The sequence below is a fragment of the Synechococcus sp. C9 genome (assembly GCF_022984075.1).
GTDB lineage: Bacteria > Cyanobacteriota > Cyanobacteriia > Gloeomargaritales > Gloeomargaritaceae > Gloeomargarita.
Genome location: NZ_JALAAD010000001.1, coordinates 1,794,014 through 1,813,757, shown reverse-complemented (window position 1 = coordinate 1,813,757; position 19,744 = coordinate 1,794,014). Strand labels below are relative to the sequence as shown.

18 protein-coding genes are annotated in these 19,744 nt (G+C 55.4%); 11 read left to right on the top strand and 7 right to left on the bottom strand.

All coding sequences use genetic code 11. The features are described from left to right. Nucleotides 1-165: 165 nt before the first annotated feature. The 4 genes from MLD66_RS08890 to bioD form a co-directional block, all read right to left on the bottom strand. Nucleotides 166-396 carry a hypothetical protein gene (locus MLD66_RS08890; RefSeq protein WP_247217073.1) on the bottom strand — a complete coding sequence of 77 codons (231 nt, stop codon included), beginning with the start codon at nt 394-396 and terminating at the stop codon, nt 166-168. A gap of 81 nt (nt 397-477) precedes the next feature. Then, nucleotides 478-768, bottom strand: a complete 291-nt coding sequence (locus MLD66_RS08885; RefSeq protein WP_247217072.1) for a hypothetical protein — start codon at nt 766-768, stop codon at nt 478-480. Between the two features lie 257 nt (nt 769-1,025). Further along, nucleotides 1,026-1,550: a response regulator gene (locus tag MLD66_RS08880; RefSeq protein WP_247217071.1), complete on the bottom strand. Its 525-nt coding sequence runs from the start codon at nt 1,548-1,550 to the stop codon at nt 1,026-1,028. Nucleotides 1,551-1,642: 92 nt separating this feature from the next. Continuing rightward, on the bottom strand, nt 1,643-2,323 hold the full coding sequence (bioD, locus tag MLD66_RS08875) for a dethiobiotin synthase (protein WP_247217070.1): 681 nt from the start codon (nt 2,321-2,323) through the stop codon (nt 1,643-1,645). 32 nt (nt 2,324-2,355) lie between these two features. On the opposite strand from bioD, the gene MLD66_RS08870 reads away from it, so the two are divergent. The 10 genes from MLD66_RS08870 (at nt 2,356) to MLD66_RS08825 (ending at nt 15,185) form a co-directional block, all read left to right on the top strand. Next, complete coding sequence (locus tag MLD66_RS08870) at nt 2,356-2,805, top strand: LptA/OstA family protein (RefSeq protein WP_247217069.1); 450 nt, start codon at nt 2,356-2,358, stop codon at nt 2,803-2,805. Between the two features lie 78 nt (nt 2,806-2,883). Next, nucleotides 2,884-3,369 (top strand): allophycocyanin subunit alpha-B, encoded by a 486-nt coding sequence (apcD, locus tag MLD66_RS08865; RefSeq protein ID WP_247217067.1) that lies wholly within the window; start codon nt 2,884-2,886, stop codon nt 3,367-3,369. A 73-nt stretch (nt 3,370-3,442) separates the two neighbouring features. Further along, complete coding sequence (locus MLD66_RS08860) at nt 3,443-4,042, top strand: glycoside hydrolase family protein (protein ID WP_247217065.1); 600 nt, start codon at nt 3,443-3,445, stop codon at nt 4,040-4,042. Nucleotides 4,043-4,324: 282 nt separating this feature from the next. Then, a complete protein-coding gene (locus MLD66_RS08855) occupies nt 4,325-4,807 on the top strand; it encodes a chemotaxis protein CheW (protein WP_247217063.1) in 483 nt (160 codons plus the stop codon). A gap of 69 nt (nt 4,808-4,876) precedes the next feature. Continuing rightward, a complete protein-coding gene (locus MLD66_RS08850) occupies nt 4,877-6,598 on the top strand; it encodes a zinc metalloprotease HtpX (RefSeq protein ID WP_247217061.1) in 1,722 nt (573 codons plus the stop codon). Nucleotides 6,599-6,839: 241 nt separating this feature from the next. Beyond that, a complete protein-coding gene (locus tag MLD66_RS08845; RefSeq protein WP_247217059.1) occupies nt 6,840-9,527 on the top strand; it encodes a phycobilisome rod-core linker polypeptide in 2,688 nt (895 codons plus the stop codon). A 1-nt stretch (nt 9,528) separates the two neighbouring features. Continuing rightward, complete coding sequence (locus tag MLD66_RS08840; RefSeq protein WP_247217057.1) at nt 9,529-10,692, top strand: MFS transporter; 1,164 nt, start codon at nt 9,529-9,531, stop codon at nt 10,690-10,692. 58 nt (nt 10,693-10,750) lie between these two features. Continuing rightward, nucleotides 10,751-11,437 (top strand): response regulator, encoded by a 687-nt coding sequence (locus tag MLD66_RS08835; protein WP_247217055.1) that lies wholly within the window; start codon nt 10,751-10,753, stop codon nt 11,435-11,437. Then, nucleotides 11,424-12,089: a HEAT repeat domain-containing protein gene (locus MLD66_RS08830; RefSeq protein WP_247217053.1), complete on the top strand. Its 666-nt coding sequence runs from the start codon at nt 11,424-11,426 to the stop codon at nt 12,087-12,089. The genes MLD66_RS08835 and MLD66_RS08830 overlap by 14 nt, the downstream gene beginning before the upstream one ends. Nucleotides 12,090-12,398: 309 nt before the next feature. Further along, nucleotides 12,399-15,185, top strand: a complete 2,787-nt coding sequence (locus MLD66_RS08825; protein WP_247217051.1) for an FHA domain-containing protein — start codon at nt 12,399-12,401, stop codon at nt 15,183-15,185. A 23-nt stretch (nt 15,186-15,208) separates the two neighbouring features. Here MLD66_RS08825 and MLD66_RS08820 read toward each other — a convergent pair whose 3' ends face one another. Then, nucleotides 15,209-16,093 (bottom strand): metallophosphoesterase, encoded by an 885-nt coding sequence (locus MLD66_RS08820; RefSeq protein WP_247217049.1) that lies wholly within the window; start codon nt 16,091-16,093, stop codon nt 15,209-15,211. Between the two features lie 221 nt (nt 16,094-16,314). Here MLD66_RS08820 and MLD66_RS08815 point away from each other — a divergent pair, with 221 nt between their 5' ends. Beyond that, on the top strand, nt 16,315-17,130 hold the full coding sequence (locus tag MLD66_RS08815; protein WP_247217047.1) for an FtsQ-type POTRA domain-containing protein: 816 nt from the start codon (nt 16,315-16,317) through the stop codon (nt 17,128-17,130). 183 nt (nt 17,131-17,313) lie between these two features. Here MLD66_RS08815 and murB read toward each other — a convergent pair whose 3' ends face one another. Continuing rightward, nucleotides 17,314-18,210, bottom strand: a complete 897-nt coding sequence (murB, locus tag MLD66_RS08810; protein WP_247217045.1) for a UDP-N-acetylmuramate dehydrogenase — start codon at nt 18,208-18,210, stop codon at nt 17,314-17,316. After that, nucleotides 18,207-19,619, bottom strand: coding sequence for a UDP-N-acetylmuramate--L-alanine ligase (gene murC / locus MLD66_RS08805; RefSeq protein ID WP_247217043.1), 1,413 nt, complete (start codon nt 19,617-19,619; stop codon nt 18,207-18,209). Before murC ends, murB begins: the two co-directional genes overlap by 4 nt. Nucleotides 19,620-19,744 lie beyond the last annotated feature (125 nt).

The window sequence follows — 19,744 nt, the reverse complement described above, 5'->3', positions numbered from 1 at the left end:
CAATTCATCTCCTAACTGAATTTAGGACATGGGTCGCAGGGGCACCGCCCCGCCCTGGTTCTAGGGAATCTCAGAATCTCACTTCTCGCTTCTCATTCCTTACTCCTCACTGCTCTGGGATTGCTATAGCAATATAAGAAACAAGCCATAATAAGTTGTACAGAATTAAGGCTTAATCAGTGACGCAATAGCGGGAGCAATTTCTTTGATCAAGGGTGCAAAAATCACAGCGGCTCCAGCGGTAATGATGATCGTTGTTGCCATCCGTACCATGCCATCCAAACCCTTTTGGTAGGCATTTAATTCGATTTCTAATTTGTCCAACCGAGCATCAATGCGGTCTAAACGACTCAGCACTTGATTCTCAAAATCATCTGGTGGTGGTTTGGTTTGCATCGCAGGCACTCCATTGATATTTTTGCCGTTGATATTTTTTATAGTTTATCTTGCCCAGATTTAATTTATAAAAATAACCTATCACGGTTTAATCAGTGACGCAATAGCGGGAGCAATTTCTTTGATCAAAGGCGCAAAAATCACAGCGGCTCCAGCGGTAATGATGATCGTTGTTGCCATGCGTACCATGCCATCCAAACCCTTTTGATAGGCGTTTAGTTCTACTTTCAAGTCTTTGACATCCCCTTCTAGTTTGTCCACCTTAGCCCCAAGGGTAGAAAGCCGGTTATTGATGTTACGCAGTTCGGTTAGTACTTGATTCTCAAAATCATCCGGCGGTGGTTGGGTTTGCATGGTAGGTACTCCATTCATTTAGTAATCCTAATCCTATTGTATCGCCCACCCACAGATAAACAAATCCAGGTTCCAGGTGCCAGATTATTCATCAAATTAAAGAAATTAAAAAATTAAAGGAATTAAAACCTGCTTAAGGGCACTTCTAAAAATAGGTCGCAGGGGCACCGCCCCCATAAAAGAAGCACCTAGGGTGTATGGTTCTGGAAAATTTTTGTATGCCTACGGCACGCAAGCTAATACAAATCAAATAGGATGGCTATATTGCTCAACCATCAACCCCCTAGCCGTTCTTGAATCCAGGTACGCAGGGATTGCAATTCCCCCCGCAGTTGGGCAACTTGCGCTTCCAATGCCTGCACCCGTGCCTCCACATCCGCACTCACGGGCTTGGGGCTAGGGGCGACCTGCTGGCGTTTTAGCCGCTCACTGGCAAACCGGGTGGCTAACCGGATGGCTTCAAACAATTCCGCCTTTTCAAAGGGTTTAGAAACAAAGGCAAAATAATCAAAGGGTTCCGGGATTTTTTCGACCACTTCTTCTTTGCGTCCTGACATAATCACCAGGGCAATGGGGTGTAGGTGGGCATCCTGTTGAATTTCTTGAAAAATGTCCCAGCCCCCCTTTTTCGGGAGAATAAAATCCAGCAAAATTAAATTCGGCTGATGTTGGCGGATCATTTTCATGCCTTCCACCCCATCCCGGGCTTCCAGCAGTTCCAAACCTTCCTGGGGCATCATCTCCTTCACCCGCATCCGAATCACTCGGCTGTCATCAATCACCAAAACTTTTCTGGTCATAACGCCCTACGGTTTGGCATTCACTTCCGATTTAACCACATAATTTGCGGGGCTGTAACCCTAAATGCCGTTTTTGCGCCCAAAAGCCAGATTTAACCCGACCAGCACCGTTCCATATCCGCAGATAGAGCCGCTCTTTTGAGACATTCTGGGGAAAAGATGTCCGTCACATGGGGAAATTGTGCCACGATGGGTACCCCCGTCAGTTGTTGGATCAGCCCCACCGGTGCCCAATCCTGCCGTTGCGCTGGGGTCAAGGGTTCTAGTTCATTCAAGACCAATCCCCGCAGGGGCACCCCCACCTGTCGAGCCAGAGCCACCTGCGCCACCGCCTGCCCAATCGCCCCCAACCGCACGGGGATCACCACGATGGTTGGCAACCGCCACTGGGCGCACACATCCGCCGCCGTCCACTCCCAGGTCACGGGCGAACCTAGCCCCCCCGCCCCTTCAATCAATACCCGGGGAAACCGCTGCCGCAGTTGGGTTAAACTTTGCCACGCCTGGGCTAAGTCCACCGTCCGTCCCTCCCGCTGTGCCGCTAAGGGGGGAGCCAGGGGAGCGGCAAAATACAGGGGATTTAATTCCGTCGGGCTTTGGTCTAACGCTAAAATTTTTTGGTAATACTCCCGGTCGCCCGTCCCCGCCTGCACCAGTTTCATCACCCCCACCTGCCCGCTGGTCAAAGCCAGAGCCGCTGTGACCACCGTTTTCCCCGCATCCGTATCACTCCCACTGATAAACAGGCACTGACCCAAGGGGGAATGCGTCATTTAAGATAAACAGTAGTGTTGCAGTCACCATTATGAAAGGATTTGCCATTGGTGTGTTGGGGAGTCTCAGCTTGCTGACCGCCATGATGCCCCTGTTGGCACAACCTAGCCCCGCCCCCAACCGCGGTGGTCCCTTGACCATCACTTCCGATACCCAGGAAGGGAACGCCCGTTCTGGGATTTTTATCGCCCGGGGGAATGTCCGCATGGTCTATCCCAGCCGCCAGGTGGATGCGGTTTCGGAAATGGCGGAATACGACACCCGTCGCCGGATTGTCACCCTACGGGGGAATGTCTTTGTCCAACAGGAAAACAATACCCTGCGGGCAGACGTGGTGGTTTACACCATTGATACGGGCAAAATCGAAGCCCTACCCGTGCCCCAAAAGCAGGTGCAGTCCGTGTACATGATCAAAGAAAACCCGGAAAAACCCGCCCCCCAAATCAGCCCGACCCCCGCCCCCGGTGCGACCATTCCCTGACCCCTTGCCGGAAGGGGCGATTAATTCCTAAAGTGGAACAGGTGGGTTTGTTTGGCTGTACTAACGAGGTTTTGGCATATGGCTTTAGTCGCACAGGTAATTTTGCAAGCGGATGAGGAGTTGCGTTACCCCACCAGCGGGGAATTGCAGTCCATTCGGGATTTTTTTGCCACCGGTGAACAACGGCTTCGCATCGCCAGCACCCTGGCGGAAAATGAGAAAAAGATTATTGACAAGGCGGTACAACAACTCTGGCAGTTGCACCCGGACTACATCCTCCCCGGCGGCAATGCCTACGGTCAGCGGCAGCGGGCGTTGTGTCTGCGGGATTATGGCTGGTATTTGCGGTTGATCTCCTACGGGATTGTGGCGGGGGATAAGGCCCCCATTGAGAGCATTGGGCTGGTGGGGGTGCGGGAAATGTACAACTCCCTGGGGGTGCCGGTGGTGGGGATGGCGGATGCGATTCGCTGTCTGAAAACCGCTTCCCTGGCGCTGTTGGATGCGGAAGATGCGGATACGGCCAGCGACTACTTTGACTACGTGATCCAAGCCATGTCCTAGGCATGGGGGTCGGTTACAGCCGTTGTATGGTTGATGTAGGGCAAACCAATTCGGTGTGATGGGGCATAAACGGGTGGTGAGGCGGCCAGGGGGTTATTCCTTCTGGACAGCGATGGTTGTGGGTATGGGGATGGGCTGTTGGCCGCTCCTGCAACCCTGGTTGCTCACCCGCTGGCTTTCGCCGCCTTTGGTGATGCGGGGGGGTGACCCCTACGTGCGGGCGTTGATGCGGACGATCACCGTGAGTGAAGCCTACGGCCCCCAGGGGTACAGCCGTCTGTATGGGGGGGGGCACATCGTCAATTTCACTCGCCATCCCGACCAGTGTGTGGCGATTCGTCCCGGTTGGTGTTCTACGGCGGCGGGGCGGTATCAACTGCTTTCTACCACCTGGTACGAAAAAGCCCGGCGTTACCATCCCCAGGCTCATGGTTTGAGCTTTGCACCGGAATTTCAAGACCAGGTGGTGTACCATTGGCTGAGCGACCCCAGTGCCTGGAATCTGGATGTGGCGGCGAGCCTGCGCCGGGGGGAATTGGAGTCGGTGTTGCGTACCCTATCCCCCACCTGGACAAGTTTGGGCTACGGGAGCGAATCCAATCGGTTGACACCCCTGTTGCCTTGGATTTATCGGCAGGTTCTGCGGGAAGAATTGGCGCAACAACAACGATAATTAAACAATAGGGCATCTCTATTTATTTTATTTGAGCCAACCCATAGCCTGCGTGGCGTAGCCATAAATCTCATCGTTGGAATAATCATAATTACTTAGAACCAAGGACAGGGGCGGTGCCCTGCGACCCCTACGTTATCCATAGCAATTCTATATTGATTAACGAGTAAAAATTTCCCAGAATCAGGGACGGGGGCGGTGCCCTGCGACCCCTATTGGATTTTCACTTAGTATTGCTATAGTTACTGAATTATTTACTCATCAACAAAGGAGGCACAGAGCATGACCAGAACCCCTGTGGCTGTCCCTCCCCAGGAATGTTTTGCGGTGCGGCTGGGGAAAAACGTGCGTTTGGCACTCCCCGCGGAGGTGGTGCGAGAGGTGGCGCAAATCTCCCCAAAGGAAATTTGTCCCCTACCAGGGGTACCCGCCGCCCTGTTGGGGGTGGTCAACCGCTCTGGTCAACTCTGTTGGGTGCTGGATTTGGCGGTATTTCTCCGTCTCCCAGGGGCAACCCCAAATGAGCATCTGCCCATGACGACGGTGGTAGTGACGACGGGGAATCGCCGGTTGGCTTGGGTGGTGACGGCTTTGGAGGGGCTATTTACGGCGGATCAATCCCAGATTGTCCCCATGCCCCCGCAGTTGCACGCCTGGTATCGGGAATTATTCCAGGGGTTGGTCTATCGCCGGGGGGAAGCCTTAGCCCTGGTGTCGCTCACGGCGGTGCTGGCACGGTTGGCACAAGGGGATACCAACGCTTGATTTCCGGCAGGTGCTTGACGAGACAAATTTGGCTCCTAGAATAAAGGTGTCGCCCTCGGAGTGTTGTTTATGACTGCCCGTAACCCACTTCCGTTAGCCGCTGGTATTGGCAATTTGACCTTGGCTTCGACCGTGACCGTAAGTCTGCTGTTGGGGATGGTGTTTGTTTTGGGCTTAGCGGTCATGCTGATTGTGGATAGTGCTGACCCGGCGATGGGACTGTTCAAGGCAATTGTAGCCACGATTGTCGTAAACAGTATCGTCTTTTTTCTGGCTCCTTACATCATGGATATGATCCAAGGGGGGCTTTATCAAACCCGTTGGGTTTCTTTGGTGGATATTGAACGCCAGAGTCGGGCTTCGGCAAACATTATTCGGCAAATTTGTGCAGAGAAGGGGTTAAAAACACCGAAATTGGGGTTAATTAATGACCAAAATCCCACCGCTTTTACCTATGGTTCCCTGCCCGATACCGCCCGGGTGGTGGTGAGTCAGGGATTATTTACCTATTTGGCGGATGAGGAAGCGGCGGCGGTTTATGCCCACGAATTGGGACACGTGGTGCATTGGGATTTTGCAGTCATGACCCTGGCGCAGACCTTGGTGCAAATTTGCTTTTTACTGTACATTTTTCTGCGGGAAATGGGCAGGGGGGACAGTGACAATAAGGGGGCAAATGTGGCAGGTTCGGTAGCCCTAGCGGCGTATATTTTTTATATTGTTGGCACTTATTTGGTGTTGTATTTATCTCGGGTGCGGGAGTATTTTGCTGACCATTTTGCCGCTGAAGCTACCGGGAACCCCAATGCGTTGTCCCGGGCGTTGGTGAAAATTGCCTACGGGATTGTGGATCAGAGCCAGAAATCGGAGACCCCCAGCCGGATGTTGGAGGGCACCCGGGCATTGGGTATTTTTGATCCGAAAGCGGCGGTGGCAACGGGGACGGTCTATGGTTCTGCGGGCACGGAGGCGGTGGGACGGGTATTTTTGTGGGATTTATTCAACCCCTGGGCGACCTGGATGGAGTTAAATTCGACCCATCCCCTGACCGGCAAACGGATTCGGGCGTTGGCAAACTATGCGGAGGCGTTGGGGCAGTCGGCGGCGTTTAATATGGGGGCGATTGTCAGCGAGGGGCGTTACCTGGACAAAGGGCGGTTATACGGGGGATTTCTTTTAGATATTTTGGTTTACGGCGCACCTTGGTTGGGGGGATTTTTAGGTTTAGTAGCTGGCATTATCACGGCGGTATTCCTGGCTCATGATCTGGTTAGCAATCATTGGTTCAAAGTCATTTTGTTGGTTGTGGGGTCATGGTTGTTGGGCTGGGGCTTCGGAAGACTGCTCAAATTGGGGGTGATGTATCCGAGTTTCCGCCAAGCACCGGCGATGGATGTGCTCACGCTCATGTCTGACCCCTATGCGAGTCCATTGCGGGGACGTCCGGCACGTTTAGAAGGGCAAGTGATCGGGCGGGGGGACAGTGGTTATATCTGGGGTTCTGACCTGCAATTTCAGGACAAAACCGGGTTGATATTTTTGCATTATGCTTCTCGATTTGGATCTCTAGGAAATTTCTTATTTGGTGCCAAACAAGTCAAGGGCTTTATCGGTCAACAGGGGGAAGTGCTGGGCTGGTTCCGCCGGGGTTTAGCGTCCTATATGGACTTGATTCAACTACGGTTAGGTAATCGCCGTATTTCCAGTTTCCACAGATTTTGGGGGTGGTTTTGGAGTGGTTTTTTACTACTTTTTGGTGCCCTATTTCTCCTGTTGGGAATACCTGCCTGATGAGCCGGAATTTGATTTTTCATCGTCACGATCTGACCGTAACTGGTTGTTTTGGTTAATTTTTGATTAATGCACAATCAGCGGTTCCCAGAGGTGTGATCCCCGTCCTTGGTTCTCCAAAATTTTGGTCAATCTCGGTGCTCAGGGGAAATGTAACAAACCGTTACTTGGCTCTCAGATGGGGGTCGCGGCCCGGTATGATCACTGGGGAAGAGTCCATGTGTTATCGAGGAGCCGTGTCATGACAGTCAAGGCCAGTGGCGGGAGTCCGGTGGTGCAACCCCAGCTTTTTCGCACCGTTGGGGTGGAAACGATTGCCCAGGCGGAGCAGGAAGACCGTTTCCCCAGTCAAACCGAGTTGCAACAACTGGAAACCTATTTGGCTTCGGGGCAACAACGGCTAGAGGTGGCGACGGTATTGACCACCAATTCGGAATTGATCGTGTCCCGGGCGGCCAACCGGATTTTTGTGGGGGGTTCGCCGATGGCCTACCTGGAAAAACCGGCGGATGCCCAGGTGATGGATGCCAACGGCATGGATACCAAGGAGGCCATGAAGTTGGGGACGGCCTTTTATGTGGAAAGTCAAGGGGGATTTTTTGAGGGGATTCGGAATATTTTTAGTACCGCTGGTGGGGATATTCCCCCGGGGTTTCAACCGATTAATATCTCCCGCTATGGTGCCAGTAATATGCAGAAATCCTTGCGGGATTTGAGTTGGTTTTTGCGCTATATTACCTATGCGATGGTGGCGGGTGACCCCAACATTTTGACGGTGAATGTGCGGGGCCTGCGGGAAATCATTGAAAGAGCCTGTTCGACGGCGGCAACGGTAGTAGCCATTAAGGAGATGCAACGGACGGCGGTGGGGTACTTCCGTTCCGATCCCAAGATACAAGAAATGGTGAAAAGTTATTTTGATGTGGTGTTGCGTGAATTTATTGCCCCCACACCTTCTAATAAGTTGCGCCAGCGTCCTTCTGGGGATTTGCAAGGGCTGGAATTGCCCCAAATTTACTATGCGGCGACGGTGGGGCGACCCCGTTATGCCATGAAGCCGGGTTTATCAGAGTTAGAGAAAAAAGAGGTATTGCGGGCGGCCTATCGGCAGGTGTTTGAGCGGGATATTGTCAAGGCGTATAGTCTGGGCATTTCCGACCTGGAATCGAAGGTCAAAAACGGGGAAATTTCCATGAAGGAATTTATCCGCCGGTTGGGGAAATCCCCCCTGTATCGCCAGCAGTTTGTGGACCGGTTTGTGAATAGCCGGGTGGTGGAATTAGCCTTCCGCCATTTCCTGGGCCGGGGGATCGGTTCCCGGGAGGAATTTAGCCGCTATTTCAGCATTATTTCCGAGGGGGGGATTAACCGTTTGGTGGATGCCCTGGTGGATTCCCGGGAGTATGGGGACTATTTTGGCGAGGAAACTGTGCCCTATTTGCGGGGGTTGGGGATTGAAGCCCAGGAGTGCCGCAATTGGGGGGCGCAGATTGATTTATTTAATTACAGTGCGCCGTTTCGCAAGGTGCCCCAGTTTGTGACCTTGTTTGCGGGGTATGACCGGCCTTTACCCGACCGCCATGCCTACGGGGTGGGGAATGACCCGTTGGAGATTCAATTTGGGGCGATTTTCCCGAAGGATACGGTCAGTCCCAAGGCGGCTCCGGCCCCGATTGGCAAGGATGTGCGGCGGATTTTGATCCGGAATGGGGCGGGGATCACCAACCAGGTGAGTAATCCCCAGGCACGGGCGGAGGCACCGGGTTCCCTCGGGCCTAAGGTGTTTAAGCTGACCCAAACCCCCCGGACGGGCAATCGAGCCGCAGGCACCCAGTCCAGTGTGCGGTTTAGTGAGGTGTCTACGCAGGCGGTGATTCGGGCGGCCTACTTGCAGGTGTTTGGGCGGATGGTCTATGAGGGGCAACGGTTAACCGTGGCGGAAATCAAGCTGGAAAATGGGGAAATTTCCGTGCGGGAGTTTATTCGCCAGTTGGCTCGCTCGGATGTGTTCCGGGATTTGTACTGGACAAAGCTGTACGTTTGTAAAGCGGTTGAGTACATCCATCGGCGGTTACTTGGTCGTCCCACCTACGGGCGGCAGGAGTTGAATGCCTACTACGACATTTGCGCCAAAAAGGGTTTTTATGGGTTGATTGATGCCCTGATCGAAAGCCCGGAATACAACGAGGTGTTTGGCGAAGATACGGTGCCCTACGAACGCTATCTCACGCCCCAGGGGTTGGCCTTGCGGGGTCTGCGCCCGGGGACAATTGGGGAGTTGGGGGTGACGGTCACGCCGGAGGAAACGCCCCGGTTTGTGGAATTGGCGACCCCAACCAACCTACGGACGGCTCCCGATATTGCCTTCCGGGTGAACCAGGGGGTGAGCAAGGAGCGGGAGCAAACCAAGGTCTTCAAGCTGACCAACACGGCGGACAAGGTGGCCTTGGGGCAGGTGATGCGGGCGGCCTACCGGCAAATTTTCGAGCGGGATATTGAACCCTATGTGGTGGGGAATGAATTTACCGCTTTGGAAAGTCGCCTGGGGAATGGGGAAATCACGGTGCGGGAATTTATCATTGGGTTGGGGCAGTCGGAGTTGTATCTGCGGGAGTTTTACACCCCCTATCCCAATACCAAGGTGATTGAATTGGGCACCAAGCATTTCCTGGGACGGGCCCCCAAGGATCAGGCGGAAATTCGCCGTTACAATCAAATCCTGGCCAGCCAAGGGTTGAAGGCGTTTATCGAGGCGATGGTGGGGAGTCCCGAATACGCCGAGGTGTTTGGGGAGGATGTGGTGCCCTACCGCCGTTATCCCACCCTGCCTGCGGCCAATTTCCCCAACACGGAACGTCTGTACAACCGCTTGACCAAGCAGGATGATTCCCTGGTGGTGCCCAGCTTCAAGCCGGGGGCGGGATTCTAGGGTGTTCCATCCCCAAATCTGGGTTCTTTTCGTCGGCCGCTTGCTCTCCCAGTTGGGCAGCGGCTTTACGCTGTTTTATGCGCCGATTGTGTTTGTGAATCAAGTGGGACTGAGTGCGACCCAGGTGGGGGTGGGGCTGGGGGCGACGGCGTTCAGTGGCATTGCGGGGCGGATCGCCGGGGGGTGGGGCAGTGACCGCTTTGGCCGCAAACCCGTGTTGATCCTGGCCGCCCTGATTTCTGCCCTGGGCTGTGCGGGCTTGGCCGGTTCCGGGGATTTTGTCACTTTTACCCTGGGGAATTTGGTGTTGGGGCTGGGGGTGGGTTTGTACTGGCCTGCCAATGAGGCCGCTGTGGCAGATTTGACGGCACCATCGCAACGCCAAACCGCCTATGCCTTGACCCGCAGTGCCGATGCGGTGGGGTTGGGACTGGGGGTAGCCTTGGGGGGCATTTTGGTGGGGGAATTATTTCGCTGGTTGTTTATCATTGACGGGTTGAGCTTTCTGCTGTTTGGGCTGATTGTGGCGGTGGGACTCACAGAACCGGTGCGCCAAACCACCAGCCAATTGCAGGGCATGGGGCAAATTTTAAGGCAAGATAAAACCCTGCAAGTTTATGTGGTCATTAATACTATTTTTACTTTTTTTTTGGCGCAAACCAACAGTGCCTTACCCCTCTATTTGAAAAATTTTGTCGGGACGGAGGGATTGTCCAATGTGAAAATCACGGCTTTTTTTACCCTGTTTGTGCTGGTGACGGCGGCGTTGCAAATTCCAGTGGTGCGTCTGTCCCAGCCTTTGGGGTTGATTGGTACCCTGCAACTGTCGTCCTGGTTTTGGGGGGCGGGGTTTGCGGGGATTGCCCTGACGGGATTGCTCCAGTTTCCGGCTTGGCTGGGGTTGTCCCTGTTGGCGGTGGCGACGGCGGCTTACCTGCCCACGGCTTCCACCTGGGTGGCTCAACTGGCTCCCTGGGAACTGCGGGGCACCTATTTGGCGGTCAATTCCCTGTGTTGGTCCGCCGGGTACTTGCTGGGGCCGCCGGTGGGGGGCTGGTTTTTGGATTTACCCCGCCCTAGTGCCGATGGACTCTGGATTTTTTTGGTGTTGCTGGCGCTGGCGGTGGGGGTGCAACTCGCCCGTTTGCCGGAAACTGTTCCTTGAGCTTGTACCCCTGGGTATAATACGGACAAGTTGGAGCTTCCAAAATCTGAGTAAAACCATGACCCCTATGATTGGCAAAAAACACCGCATTTTGGTCATTGATGACAGCATCATGATCCGCAAAATGGTCGTGGATTTGCTCGAAGACCGCTTCCTGGTGGTGGAAGCTCGCAATGGGCGGGAGGGGGTGCGACTGGCAAAAGAGCATAAACCGGATGTGATTTTGCTGGATTTTGTCATGCCCGAATTGGACGGCTATGAGACCCTGCAACTTCTGCAAAAAGATGTGACTTTGCAAAAAATTCCGGTGATTATGATGTCCGGTTTGCCGGATGAGGTGGTGAATAAAGTGCCCCAGCCCTTTGTGGGGTTTGATTTTTTAGAAAAGCCTTTTCAACAGGAAGATTTATACCAACATATCAATAAAGCCTTGACCGGGGAATTTCAGGTCTTGCCCGCTCCGGTGGCGGCTACGGAAATGCAGGCGTTGGCGAACAAATTAGTCAATATCGAAACCCTGTTGATTCAGGGGATTGAGGGATTGGTGCAAAGGGAAATCGTCTCCCGGTTGCTGGAATTGGATGCCCAGGGCGAATCCCAGGAAAATCGCCTGAGCCATTTGGAAGCTCGCACGGAGCGGTTACAGTTACAATTGGATCAGCAAAACAAAATTTTACTGAGTATCGTGAGCGAAATTCAGCAACTACACGCCCTGTTGAGTCGGGTGAACCATGTCCGCTCCTGAAACGGTACAAGCCCTATTGAACGATGCGGATTGGGGTCGCCGTCTGCATGGGGTGGAACAATGTCGGCAGTTGGCACCAGCGGTGGCGATGGCTTTGCTCAAGGAGGTGATCACGGATCGCAACGCCCGGGTGCGTTATGCGGCGGTCAGCCAATTGGGGAATATGGTAGGGTTATCAGCGGCGCAAAAGCAGGAATTACTGCCCCTCCTGCGGGAACGGTTGTATGGCGATAGTGAAGCGGATGTACAGGCGGCGGCGGCGGATGCCCTGGCGGGGTTGGGGTTAACCGAAGCCTACGAGGATTTGGAGCGTGCCTACCGGGAAAGCCCGGAGTGGTTGGTCAAATTCAGTGTGATTGCCGGGTTGGGGGTGTTGGGGGATGCCCGTGCCTATCCCCTGTTGTTGGAAGCCTTGACGGCGGAGATTGACCTATTGCAATTGGCGGCAATTGGTGCCTTGGCGGATTTGGGGGATATGCGGGCGGTACCCCATCTGGGGACATTGGTCAACCATCCCGATTGGCAGGTGCGGTTGCGGCTGGCGCAGGCGTTACAACGCTTGGATGGTGCTGATGCCCAAGCCCTTTTGGCGACTTTGGCGCAGGATGAGATGGACATGGTAGCCCAGGCGGCACAGACCCCTCCCCTGTGAACCAAAGCACCCATTGGCTGAGCGGATGCCCAATCTCCATGCGGGGGTGCACATCCAGCATTTTGGTAATCTCTCGGTAGCAATCATATTTGAATTGTGAGTTAAACTTTAAATTTAGAAAATTAAAAGTCCGAGGGCATCGCCCCGTTCCTGGTTTTAAGTAACCTGGTTATTCACATGAATCTTCTGGAATTGTTGTAGTGCTTGGGAGGGGGATGGCTGAACTTTGCCAAAAGCCTGGGATTCGTTATACCTTAATAAACGTGTGAGGAGCGATAGACCGTTGCTGAATCATTATCCATGACCCCTATGTCGTCCCCCCCCGACAGCCCGACCCAAACCGGCCTGTCCTTTTTGGTCATTACCACCCCCGAATCTACCCGCAAGGTGCCATTGACGGGGGAATCCTTGCTTTTGGGGCGGCATCCCACCTGCGATATTGTCATTGAAGAAAGCGTGGTTTCCGGTCGCCATGCTCGGTTGGAGCGTCGTCCCACCGGCTACGAAATCATTGACCTGAACAGCAGCAATGGCTTGGTCTATGACGGGCAGCGGGTGCAACAGCACGAACTGCGTAACGGGGATGTGTTGAGCATTGGCAACCGGGTCACCCTGGGCTACCAAGTGGTGGTGCCCGACCAGCCCGCCACCCGCCAAACCAGTCCGGGGGACAGTGGCAAAACGGTACTGCTAGGGGATGACCCCCTGCCCCTCGTGGATGCCCAACCGGCGATTTTGGACCTGCGGGGACGCCAGATGCTCACCATTGGCCGGGACCCCCAAAATGACTTGGTGATTCACCACCCCACCGTGTCCCGGTACCACGCCCGGGTGGAGCGCAAGCAGGGTTCCTTTGTCCTGACGGATTTGGGTTCCACCAACGGCACCTACGTCAATGGCAAACAAGTTACCGCCCCCTTTACCCTGAGGACGGGGGATACGATCCGGATTGGGTCGCATTTATTAGTACTAAATATTAACGAAACCCTGGTTCAGACCAACGAGGTGGGGAACCTGCGGCTGGATGCCCTGAATTTGAGCAAGGTGGTCAAATCCGGTGCCAAGGTGCTGAATGGGGTATCGGTTTCCATCATGCCCCGGGAATTTGTGGCGATTTTGGGGCCTTCCGGTTCCGGCAAATCCACGCTGTTGGATGCCCTAAATGGTCTGCGCCCGGCCACCGGCGGGACGGTGATGGTGAATGGGGTGGATTTGTACCGAAATTTCAACGCCTACCACAGTGAAATTGGCTATGTGCCCCAGAAAAATATCATCCATGAGGAATTGACCGTTGCCCAGTCTTTGGATTTTGCCGCCCAGTTGCGGATGCCTGCCGATACCCGCCCAGAGGAACGGCAACAGCGGATTAACGAGGTGCTGGCGGAATTGGGTCTCACCCAGCGGCGGGATGTGCCGGTGAAAAGCCTCAGCGGTGGGCAACAGCGGCGGGTTTGTATCGGGGTGGAATTGCTCACCAAACCGAGTTTGTTTTTCCTGGATGAGGCCACGTCTGGTCTTGACCCCGGCACGGAAACCGACATGATGGAACTCCTGCGCCAGTTGGCGGATCAGGGGCGGACGATTTTGCTGATTACCCATGCCACCCAAAATGTTGCCCTGTGCGATTTGGTGATTTATATGGCAGAGGGGGGCCGGGTCGCCTATTTTGGCCCACCGGAGGAATTAGTGCCCTACTTTCTGGAAAATTTTGCCACCGCCTTGGCACCGTTTCACATTCGGGATATTACCGGCATTTATCGGGCGTTGGACCGGGAAAAGAACCCCCAGGCGCCCACGGCCATCCAACTCCAGGAAGCCTACCTAGCCTCGCCTCAGTATCGTCAATATGTGCTGGAGCGGCAGCAATCCCTCCAGGAGATGGTCAAGCCCAAAACCTCTGGTCTGCGGCCCCAAACCCCCCAGAAGCGGGTGCTGAACCGGGGGATTTCCCCTTGGCGGCAATTTCTGATCCTCCTGCGCCGGAATGTGGCGATTTTGCAACAGGATATGGGCAGTTTCGCTTTGATTTTGCTGACCCCGGTGTTGCTGGGGCTGTTGGATTTTATCGCTTGGGATCGGCATATTTTTAACACGGACACGGGCAATGCGGCCCAGTCCATGACCATGCTGTTTGTGAGTGCCTTAATCGCAGTATTGATCGGGGAATTGACCACCATGCGGGACCTGGTGAAGGAGGTGGAGGTTTACCGTCGGGAACGGATGGTGGGGTTACAATTGCTTCCCTACATTGCCTCCAAGGTGTCGTTGGCGGTGCTATTTGCCGCTTATCAGGGGGCGGTCTTTTTACTTGTGAAAAAATTAGCGGTGGACATTCCCGGCGGTTGGGACGTAGTCATGCAAATGTATGTCACCTTTGCCCTGGCGACCTTTGGCGGGATGGTAATGGGGCTGTTTGTTTCCGCTCTGGCACCAAACCAGAATATGGCACCCCTGCTGAGTATTTTATTTTTGGTGCCGATGATTATTTTCAGCGGCGGGATTCAGCCCGTGACGGGTATGGGGGGCGGCGCCAAATTACTTTCCCAGGTGTCGGTGATCCGCTGGCCCTACGAGGCCCTGGTGAGCCTATCCGGGATGGGGCGGGATTTGATCCAGGACCCCTGTTGGCAGAAGGATGCGGCGGCCCGCAAAGCCTTGACGGCGGCAGAATTACAAACCTGTCAATGTCTGGGTGCTAATGTGTTTCGCCAATGTGAATTTCCGGGGATTCGCAGTCGGTACAATTCGGCAGTGGATGAACCGGAGCCAGTCAAACCCACCAAACCCGCCGAGCCAGGGGAGGTGCCGGATGACCCGGCGGCCTTTGCCACCTTCCGGGATACCCTGCGGGACTATCAGAACCAAATGAAAATCTACCAGCAACAAATCACCGCTTGGCAGGATAAATTCACGGATTGGCAACAGCGGCGCAGTCGTTCCATCAACGAAGCGGAAGGCTTGCTCGATACCTTTCGTAAGGATCATGGGCCGTTGTTCAATGCCAATGTGTTAACCAGTTGGCGCAATTTGGGTCTATTGATCCTGGTCATGTTGGTGGCGGTGCCCTTTTTGCAAAAACGCCGGGATTTGGTTTAATGGCTTTTACCCAGACAAGGCAATCACACCAAAACCCCCACTGCCGCTGACTCCTCCGGTTTGACTGCCGCTTCCTGCGTCAGGGTGATGACCGTGACTTCCGGCGGACAAAACAACCGCCCCGGCAAATAGGTGCCCAACCCCCGATTCACATAAAGCTGATTTTGCCCCACCCGATGCAAGCCCTCGCTCCATTCCCAATGCAGGATCACCCGGTCGCAGTTTTGGTTGAACAAGGGGGAAGGAATCCAGCGGCGCAACCAGCGGGGTATCCGTTGGAACCAAGTACGGGTACGGGCGGGCAAGGGTCCCCACCCCGGAATCACCACCTGCCCCCCGTGGGTATGGCCAGACAGTTGCAAATCCACCCGCCACCGTTGCAAAACCTCCGCACTATCGGGGTTGTGGGCAAGTACCAAGCGGGGCAATTCCGGGGGTAGGGATTGCAACACTGGAGCAGGGCGAAATTCCTTCGACCAAAAATCCGCCAGCCCCACCACCGCCAACCCTTGGCCCACCGGGTAAGCCACCTGGTTCCACAACACGCGAATCCCCACCTGGGTCATGGCTTGGGTGACTACCTGCCGGGACTCGGGCCATTCAATATCGTGGTTGCCCAGCACCGCCCATACCCCATAGGTCGCCCGCAATTCCCCCAAATAAGCGCACAATGCCCCAATCGGGCTGGGGTCGTCCGTGACGTAATCCCCGGTGAGGACAATCAAATCCGGTTGCTCCGCCTGGGCAGTGGCCAAGGCTTCCCCCAAGAGGGATTTGCTCAAGCGCAGGCCGTCAAAATGAAAATCGGAAAGTTGCACCAACCGCAACCCCGCCAACGCCGATGGCAAACCCCGGATGGGCACCGTCACCCGCTCTACCTTCAGGGAACCCGCCAGAAACCCGTGCATCGGCAACCCTCAGTACCCGTTTGACCCGACCGTAGGTATCGCTACCTATTGTTAACCGATTTCGCCGGGATAAAAATTAAGGCAACTTTAATAAAAAATTGTTAAATGTTAAACTAAATCCGTAGGCATTGCCCCTAAACCCCCAGGGATTGTGGATTCAGCGTGCCGGGAGTACGGTCAGCGTCTGTACATTTTCTGGGAATTAAGATTAAATACATTTTATGAGAACTTCTCCGGCAGGAATGAACTTTCGCCAACGACGGCAAACCCTGCGTCGTCAAAGGCAGTGGCGTTTTTGGCTAGAGGTCTGGCAAACCCTGGCGAGTGGGGGGGTGGCTTTGGGGTTGGGCTGGCTGTTGGTGCATCCCCTGTGGCAAATCAGGGAACCGGGGCAAATCACCATCCGCACGGAAGGGCTATTGACCGAGGCGCAGGTGCGGAAATGGTTAGTCCTGGAATCCCCCCAATTCCTTTGGCAGTTGTCCCCCACGACTTTGACCCAAAAACTCCAGCAGGAACCGATTGTGGCGCAGGTGCGGGTGCGGCGGCAGGGGTTTCCCAGTCGGGTCGAGGTGTGGGTGGAAGAACGGCATCCGGTGGCGGTGCTGGTCTGTCAACGGCATTGTACCCCCCAAAACCAGGGCTTTCTCGACCGGGAGGGCAATCAACTGAGTGCGGAATATGGCCCGACCCTGCGGCAGTTAAAACGTTTTCCCCCACTGCGGGTGACGGGTTGGCACCCCACCCAAAAATCCCTTTGGCCCCAGGTGTACCAGGCGGTGATGGCGAGTCCGGTGCGGGTCACGGGGATTGACTGGGAACAGGTCGGGGATATTCATCTGCACACAGAATTGGGTTTGATTCGCCTGGGGGGGGATTTGCAACAACTCCCGGAGCAATTGGTTGCCCTGGACCGCCTGCGGAATTTACCCCGGCAAGTGCCCCTGAATCGGATTGCCGCCATTGATCTCAGTGACCCCCAAGCCCCCCTGGTGGAACTGCGGCAGGACAAAACCAAACCGGCGGTTACGAATTAAACTGCTCTTTTTGCTGGCTAGATGCCCCTGGAGTCCCCAAGTTTCCACCTGGCATTGGGAAGCATATCGCAATCACCCTTGATTAACGTTCGCTTGCGTGCCGTAGGCATACAAAAATTCCCCAGAACCACAAACGGGGACAGCACCCCTGCGACCCATTCTTAGAAGTGCCCATAAATAAATTCAAACCGGGGGACGGCGAAACTCCCCCAAAAATTTTACTTCCGGGTGTAATTCTATCCCCCACTTTTCTGCCACCACCCCTTGGACATGATGGATTAAATCATAAATATCCTGTGCCGTTGCCCCCCCGAGATTGACGATAAAGTTGGCGTGCATGGGGGAAACTTGGGCTTGGCCGATTTGGTAGCCCTTCAATCCGCTATGTTCAATTAACCATCCCGCCTTTGCCGCCGATGGGTTGCGAAACACACTGCCACAACTGGGCAAATGGTAGGGCTGGGTACTGCGCCGGTGATGCAGATAATCGCTGGTTTGCTGGAGCAGGCATTGGGGGTCATGGCCGGGGGTACATTGCCAACAGCCGGAGAGCACCACCCCCCCATCGGTTTGCAGGCAAGAGCTACGGTAGGCGTAGTGCAATTCCGCGTTCCGGTAGGTGATGACCTCCCCAGCCTGGAAGACCTGCGCCGCCACCAGGGCCTCCGCCGTACAGCCCCCCTGCGCCCCCGCATTCATCACCACCGCCCCCCCCACCGTACCGGGAATCCCCACCGCCCAAGCCAACCCATCCCACCCCCGCCGCGCCGCATCCCAGGCCAGTTGGGGTAAGGGCATCCCCGCCGCCGCCGTCACCCGCCCCGTGCGTTCATCCCACGTCACCCCCCGCAGATAACGGGTACAGACCACCAATCCCGCTAAACCCTGGTCGCTGATCAGCACGTTAGAACCCGCACCGATCACCGTCACCGGCAGGTGGGACTGGTGTGCCCAAGCCAGGGCGGTTTGCAATTCCTCCACACACCGGGGCAGAGCCAACCACTCGGCCCGTCCCCCCACCCGATAGGTGGTCAATACCGCCAAGTCCACCTGTTCCCGGCAGAGCGCCCCTGGGGTCATCCCACGGCCAAGGGGTCACTCGGTTGATAAAACGCCAACAAACGGGGAATGACCCGATTCAGATTCCCCGCCCCCAGGAATAACACCGCATCCCCAGGCTGTAATATTTCCCGCAAATGGTGTTCCACTTGCTCCAGAGTGGGCGCATAGGTCACCGCCGGGTGGTATTGGCGCACCTCCTGGGCAAAATCCTCCCCCGTCACCCCCGTGGGATTGGCCTCCCCCGCCCCGTAAATGTCCACCGTAATCACCACATCCGCCTCGCTAAAGACGGGGCCAAAATCCCTCAGCAAACTGGCCGTGCGGCTATAACGATGGGGCTGGAACACCACCACCAACCGCCGTTCCCCCTGGGGCCACCGTTGCCGGGCCGCATTCAACGTCGCCCGAATTTCGCTGGGATGGTGGGCATAGTCGTCATAAAACTCAATCCCCCCCCCTTGCCCCCGCAGTTCAAACCGCCGACGCGCCCCCGTAAACGTCGTCACCGCCCGTTGAATCAAAGGAAAATCCACCCCCAATTCCCGGCATACCGCCACCGCCGCCAGGGTATTTTGCAAATTATGCTCCCCGAACAGGGGCAGGGCCAGGGTTCCCAAAAGGCACTCCCGCTCCCACACCTCGGCGGTGATCCCCGTGGGTAAATAATGCACATCCCCCACCGTGTAGGTGGCAGGCACGTTTAACCCATAGGTCAACACCGGCGTGGTCAATTCCCGCCCCAACTGCGCCGCCGTATCACAATCCGCCGACAGCACCATCGTCCCGCAATGCTGGGCAAAAGTCCGAAAGGTCGCCACCACCTGCGCCAAATCAGCAAAATGGTTCGTATGGTCCAATTCAATATTGGTGATCACCCCCACCCGCCCCCGCAGGTTGACCAGGGTGCCATCCGATTCATCCGCCTCCGCCACCAAAAACCGCCCCTGCCCCAAGCGGGCATTGCCCCCCCAGGTATTCACTTCCCCGCCAATGATAATCGTCGGGTCCCAGCCGCCCTCTAACAGAATGTGGCTGATCAAACTGCTGGTGGTGGTTTTGCCGTGGGTGCCCGCCACCAGGACACTTTCGTACTCCTGGGCCAGCGCCGCCAACACCTCCGAACGGTGAAACATCGGGCAACCCAACCCCTGCGCCAATTGATATTCCAGATTCGAGTCGCTAATCGCCGTGGAACAGATCACCTGGGGCAGGCAGTCTCCCCACGCCCGCAAAGCCGAACCATCCTGGGGGGTCACCCGCACCCCCAGACTTGCCAACCGGGCGCTGATCCCATTCACCGACACATCCGAACCGGACACCGGCACCCCCCGGCGCGCCAGGATATGCGCCAAGGCCGACATCCCAATGCCCCCAATGCCAATAAAATGAAAGGGACGGCCCGAAAAGTCAATTGCACGGGGTGGCATCCAAACTCCTTACGACACCACAGCGGGGTTCAGGCGTTATCATACCAGGAATTTTCCCCGGAGGGAACGGACGCACCAGGTACCATTCGTTTCCTTGATCCCCAGTAGGAAAGCCCAAACGGTGG

Bases quoted from the DNA above. Each gene is read 5' to 3' on its own strand.
- MLD66_RS08890 (WP_247217073.1), bottom strand. From the start codon at position 396: ATGCAAACCAAACCACCACCAGATGATTTTGAGAATCAAGTGCTGAGT.
- MLD66_RS08885 (WP_247217072.1), bottom strand. From the start codon at position 768: ATGAATGGAGTACCTACCATGCAAACCCAACCACCGCCGGATGATTTT.
- MLD66_RS08880 (WP_247217071.1), bottom strand. From the start codon at position 1,550: ATGACCAGAAAAGTTTTGGTGATTGATGACAGCCGAGTGATTCGGATG.
- bioD (WP_247217070.1), bottom strand. From the start codon at position 2,323: ATGACGCATTCCCCCTTGGGTCAGTGCCTGTTTATCAGTGGGAGTGAT.
- MLD66_RS08870 (WP_247217069.1), top strand. From the start codon at position 2,356: ATGAAAGGATTTGCCATTGGTGTGTTGGGGAGTCTCAGCTTGCTGACC.
- apcD (WP_247217067.1), top strand. From the start codon at position 2,884: ATGGCTTTAGTCGCACAGGTAATTTTGCAAGCGGATGAGGAGTTGCGT.
- MLD66_RS08855 (WP_247217063.1), top strand. From the start codon at position 4,325: ATGACCAGAACCCCTGTGGCTGTCCCTCCCCAGGAATGTTTTGCGGTG.
- MLD66_RS08850 (WP_247217061.1), top strand. From the start codon at position 4,877: ATGACTGCCCGTAACCCACTTCCGTTAGCCGCTGGTATTGGCAATTTG.
- MLD66_RS08845 (WP_247217059.1), top strand. From the start codon at position 6,840: ATGACAGTCAAGGCCAGTGGCGGGAGTCCGGTGGTGCAACCCCAGCTT.
- MLD66_RS08835 (WP_247217055.1), top strand. From the start codon at position 10,751: ATGACCCCTATGATTGGCAAAAAACACCGCATTTTGGTCATTGATGAC.
- MLD66_RS08830 (WP_247217053.1), top strand. From the start codon at position 11,424: ATGTCCGCTCCTGAAACGGTACAAGCCCTATTGAACGATGCGGATTGG.
- MLD66_RS08825 (WP_247217051.1), top strand. From the start codon at position 12,399: ATGTCGTCCCCCCCCGACAGCCCGACCCAAACCGGCCTGTCCTTTTTG.
- MLD66_RS08820 (WP_247217049.1), bottom strand. From the start codon at position 16,093: ATGCACGGGTTTCTGGCGGGTTCCCTGAAGGTAGAGCGGGTGACGGTG.
- MLD66_RS08815 (WP_247217047.1), top strand. From the start codon at position 16,315: ATGAGAACTTCTCCGGCAGGAATGAACTTTCGCCAACGACGGCAAACC.
- murB (WP_247217045.1), bottom strand. From the start codon at position 18,210: ATGACCCCAGGGGCGCTCTGCCGGGAACAGGTGGACTTGGCGGTATTG.
- murC (WP_247217043.1), bottom strand. From the start codon at position 19,619: ATGCCACCCCGTGCAATTGACTTTTCGGGCCGTCCCTTTCATTTTATT.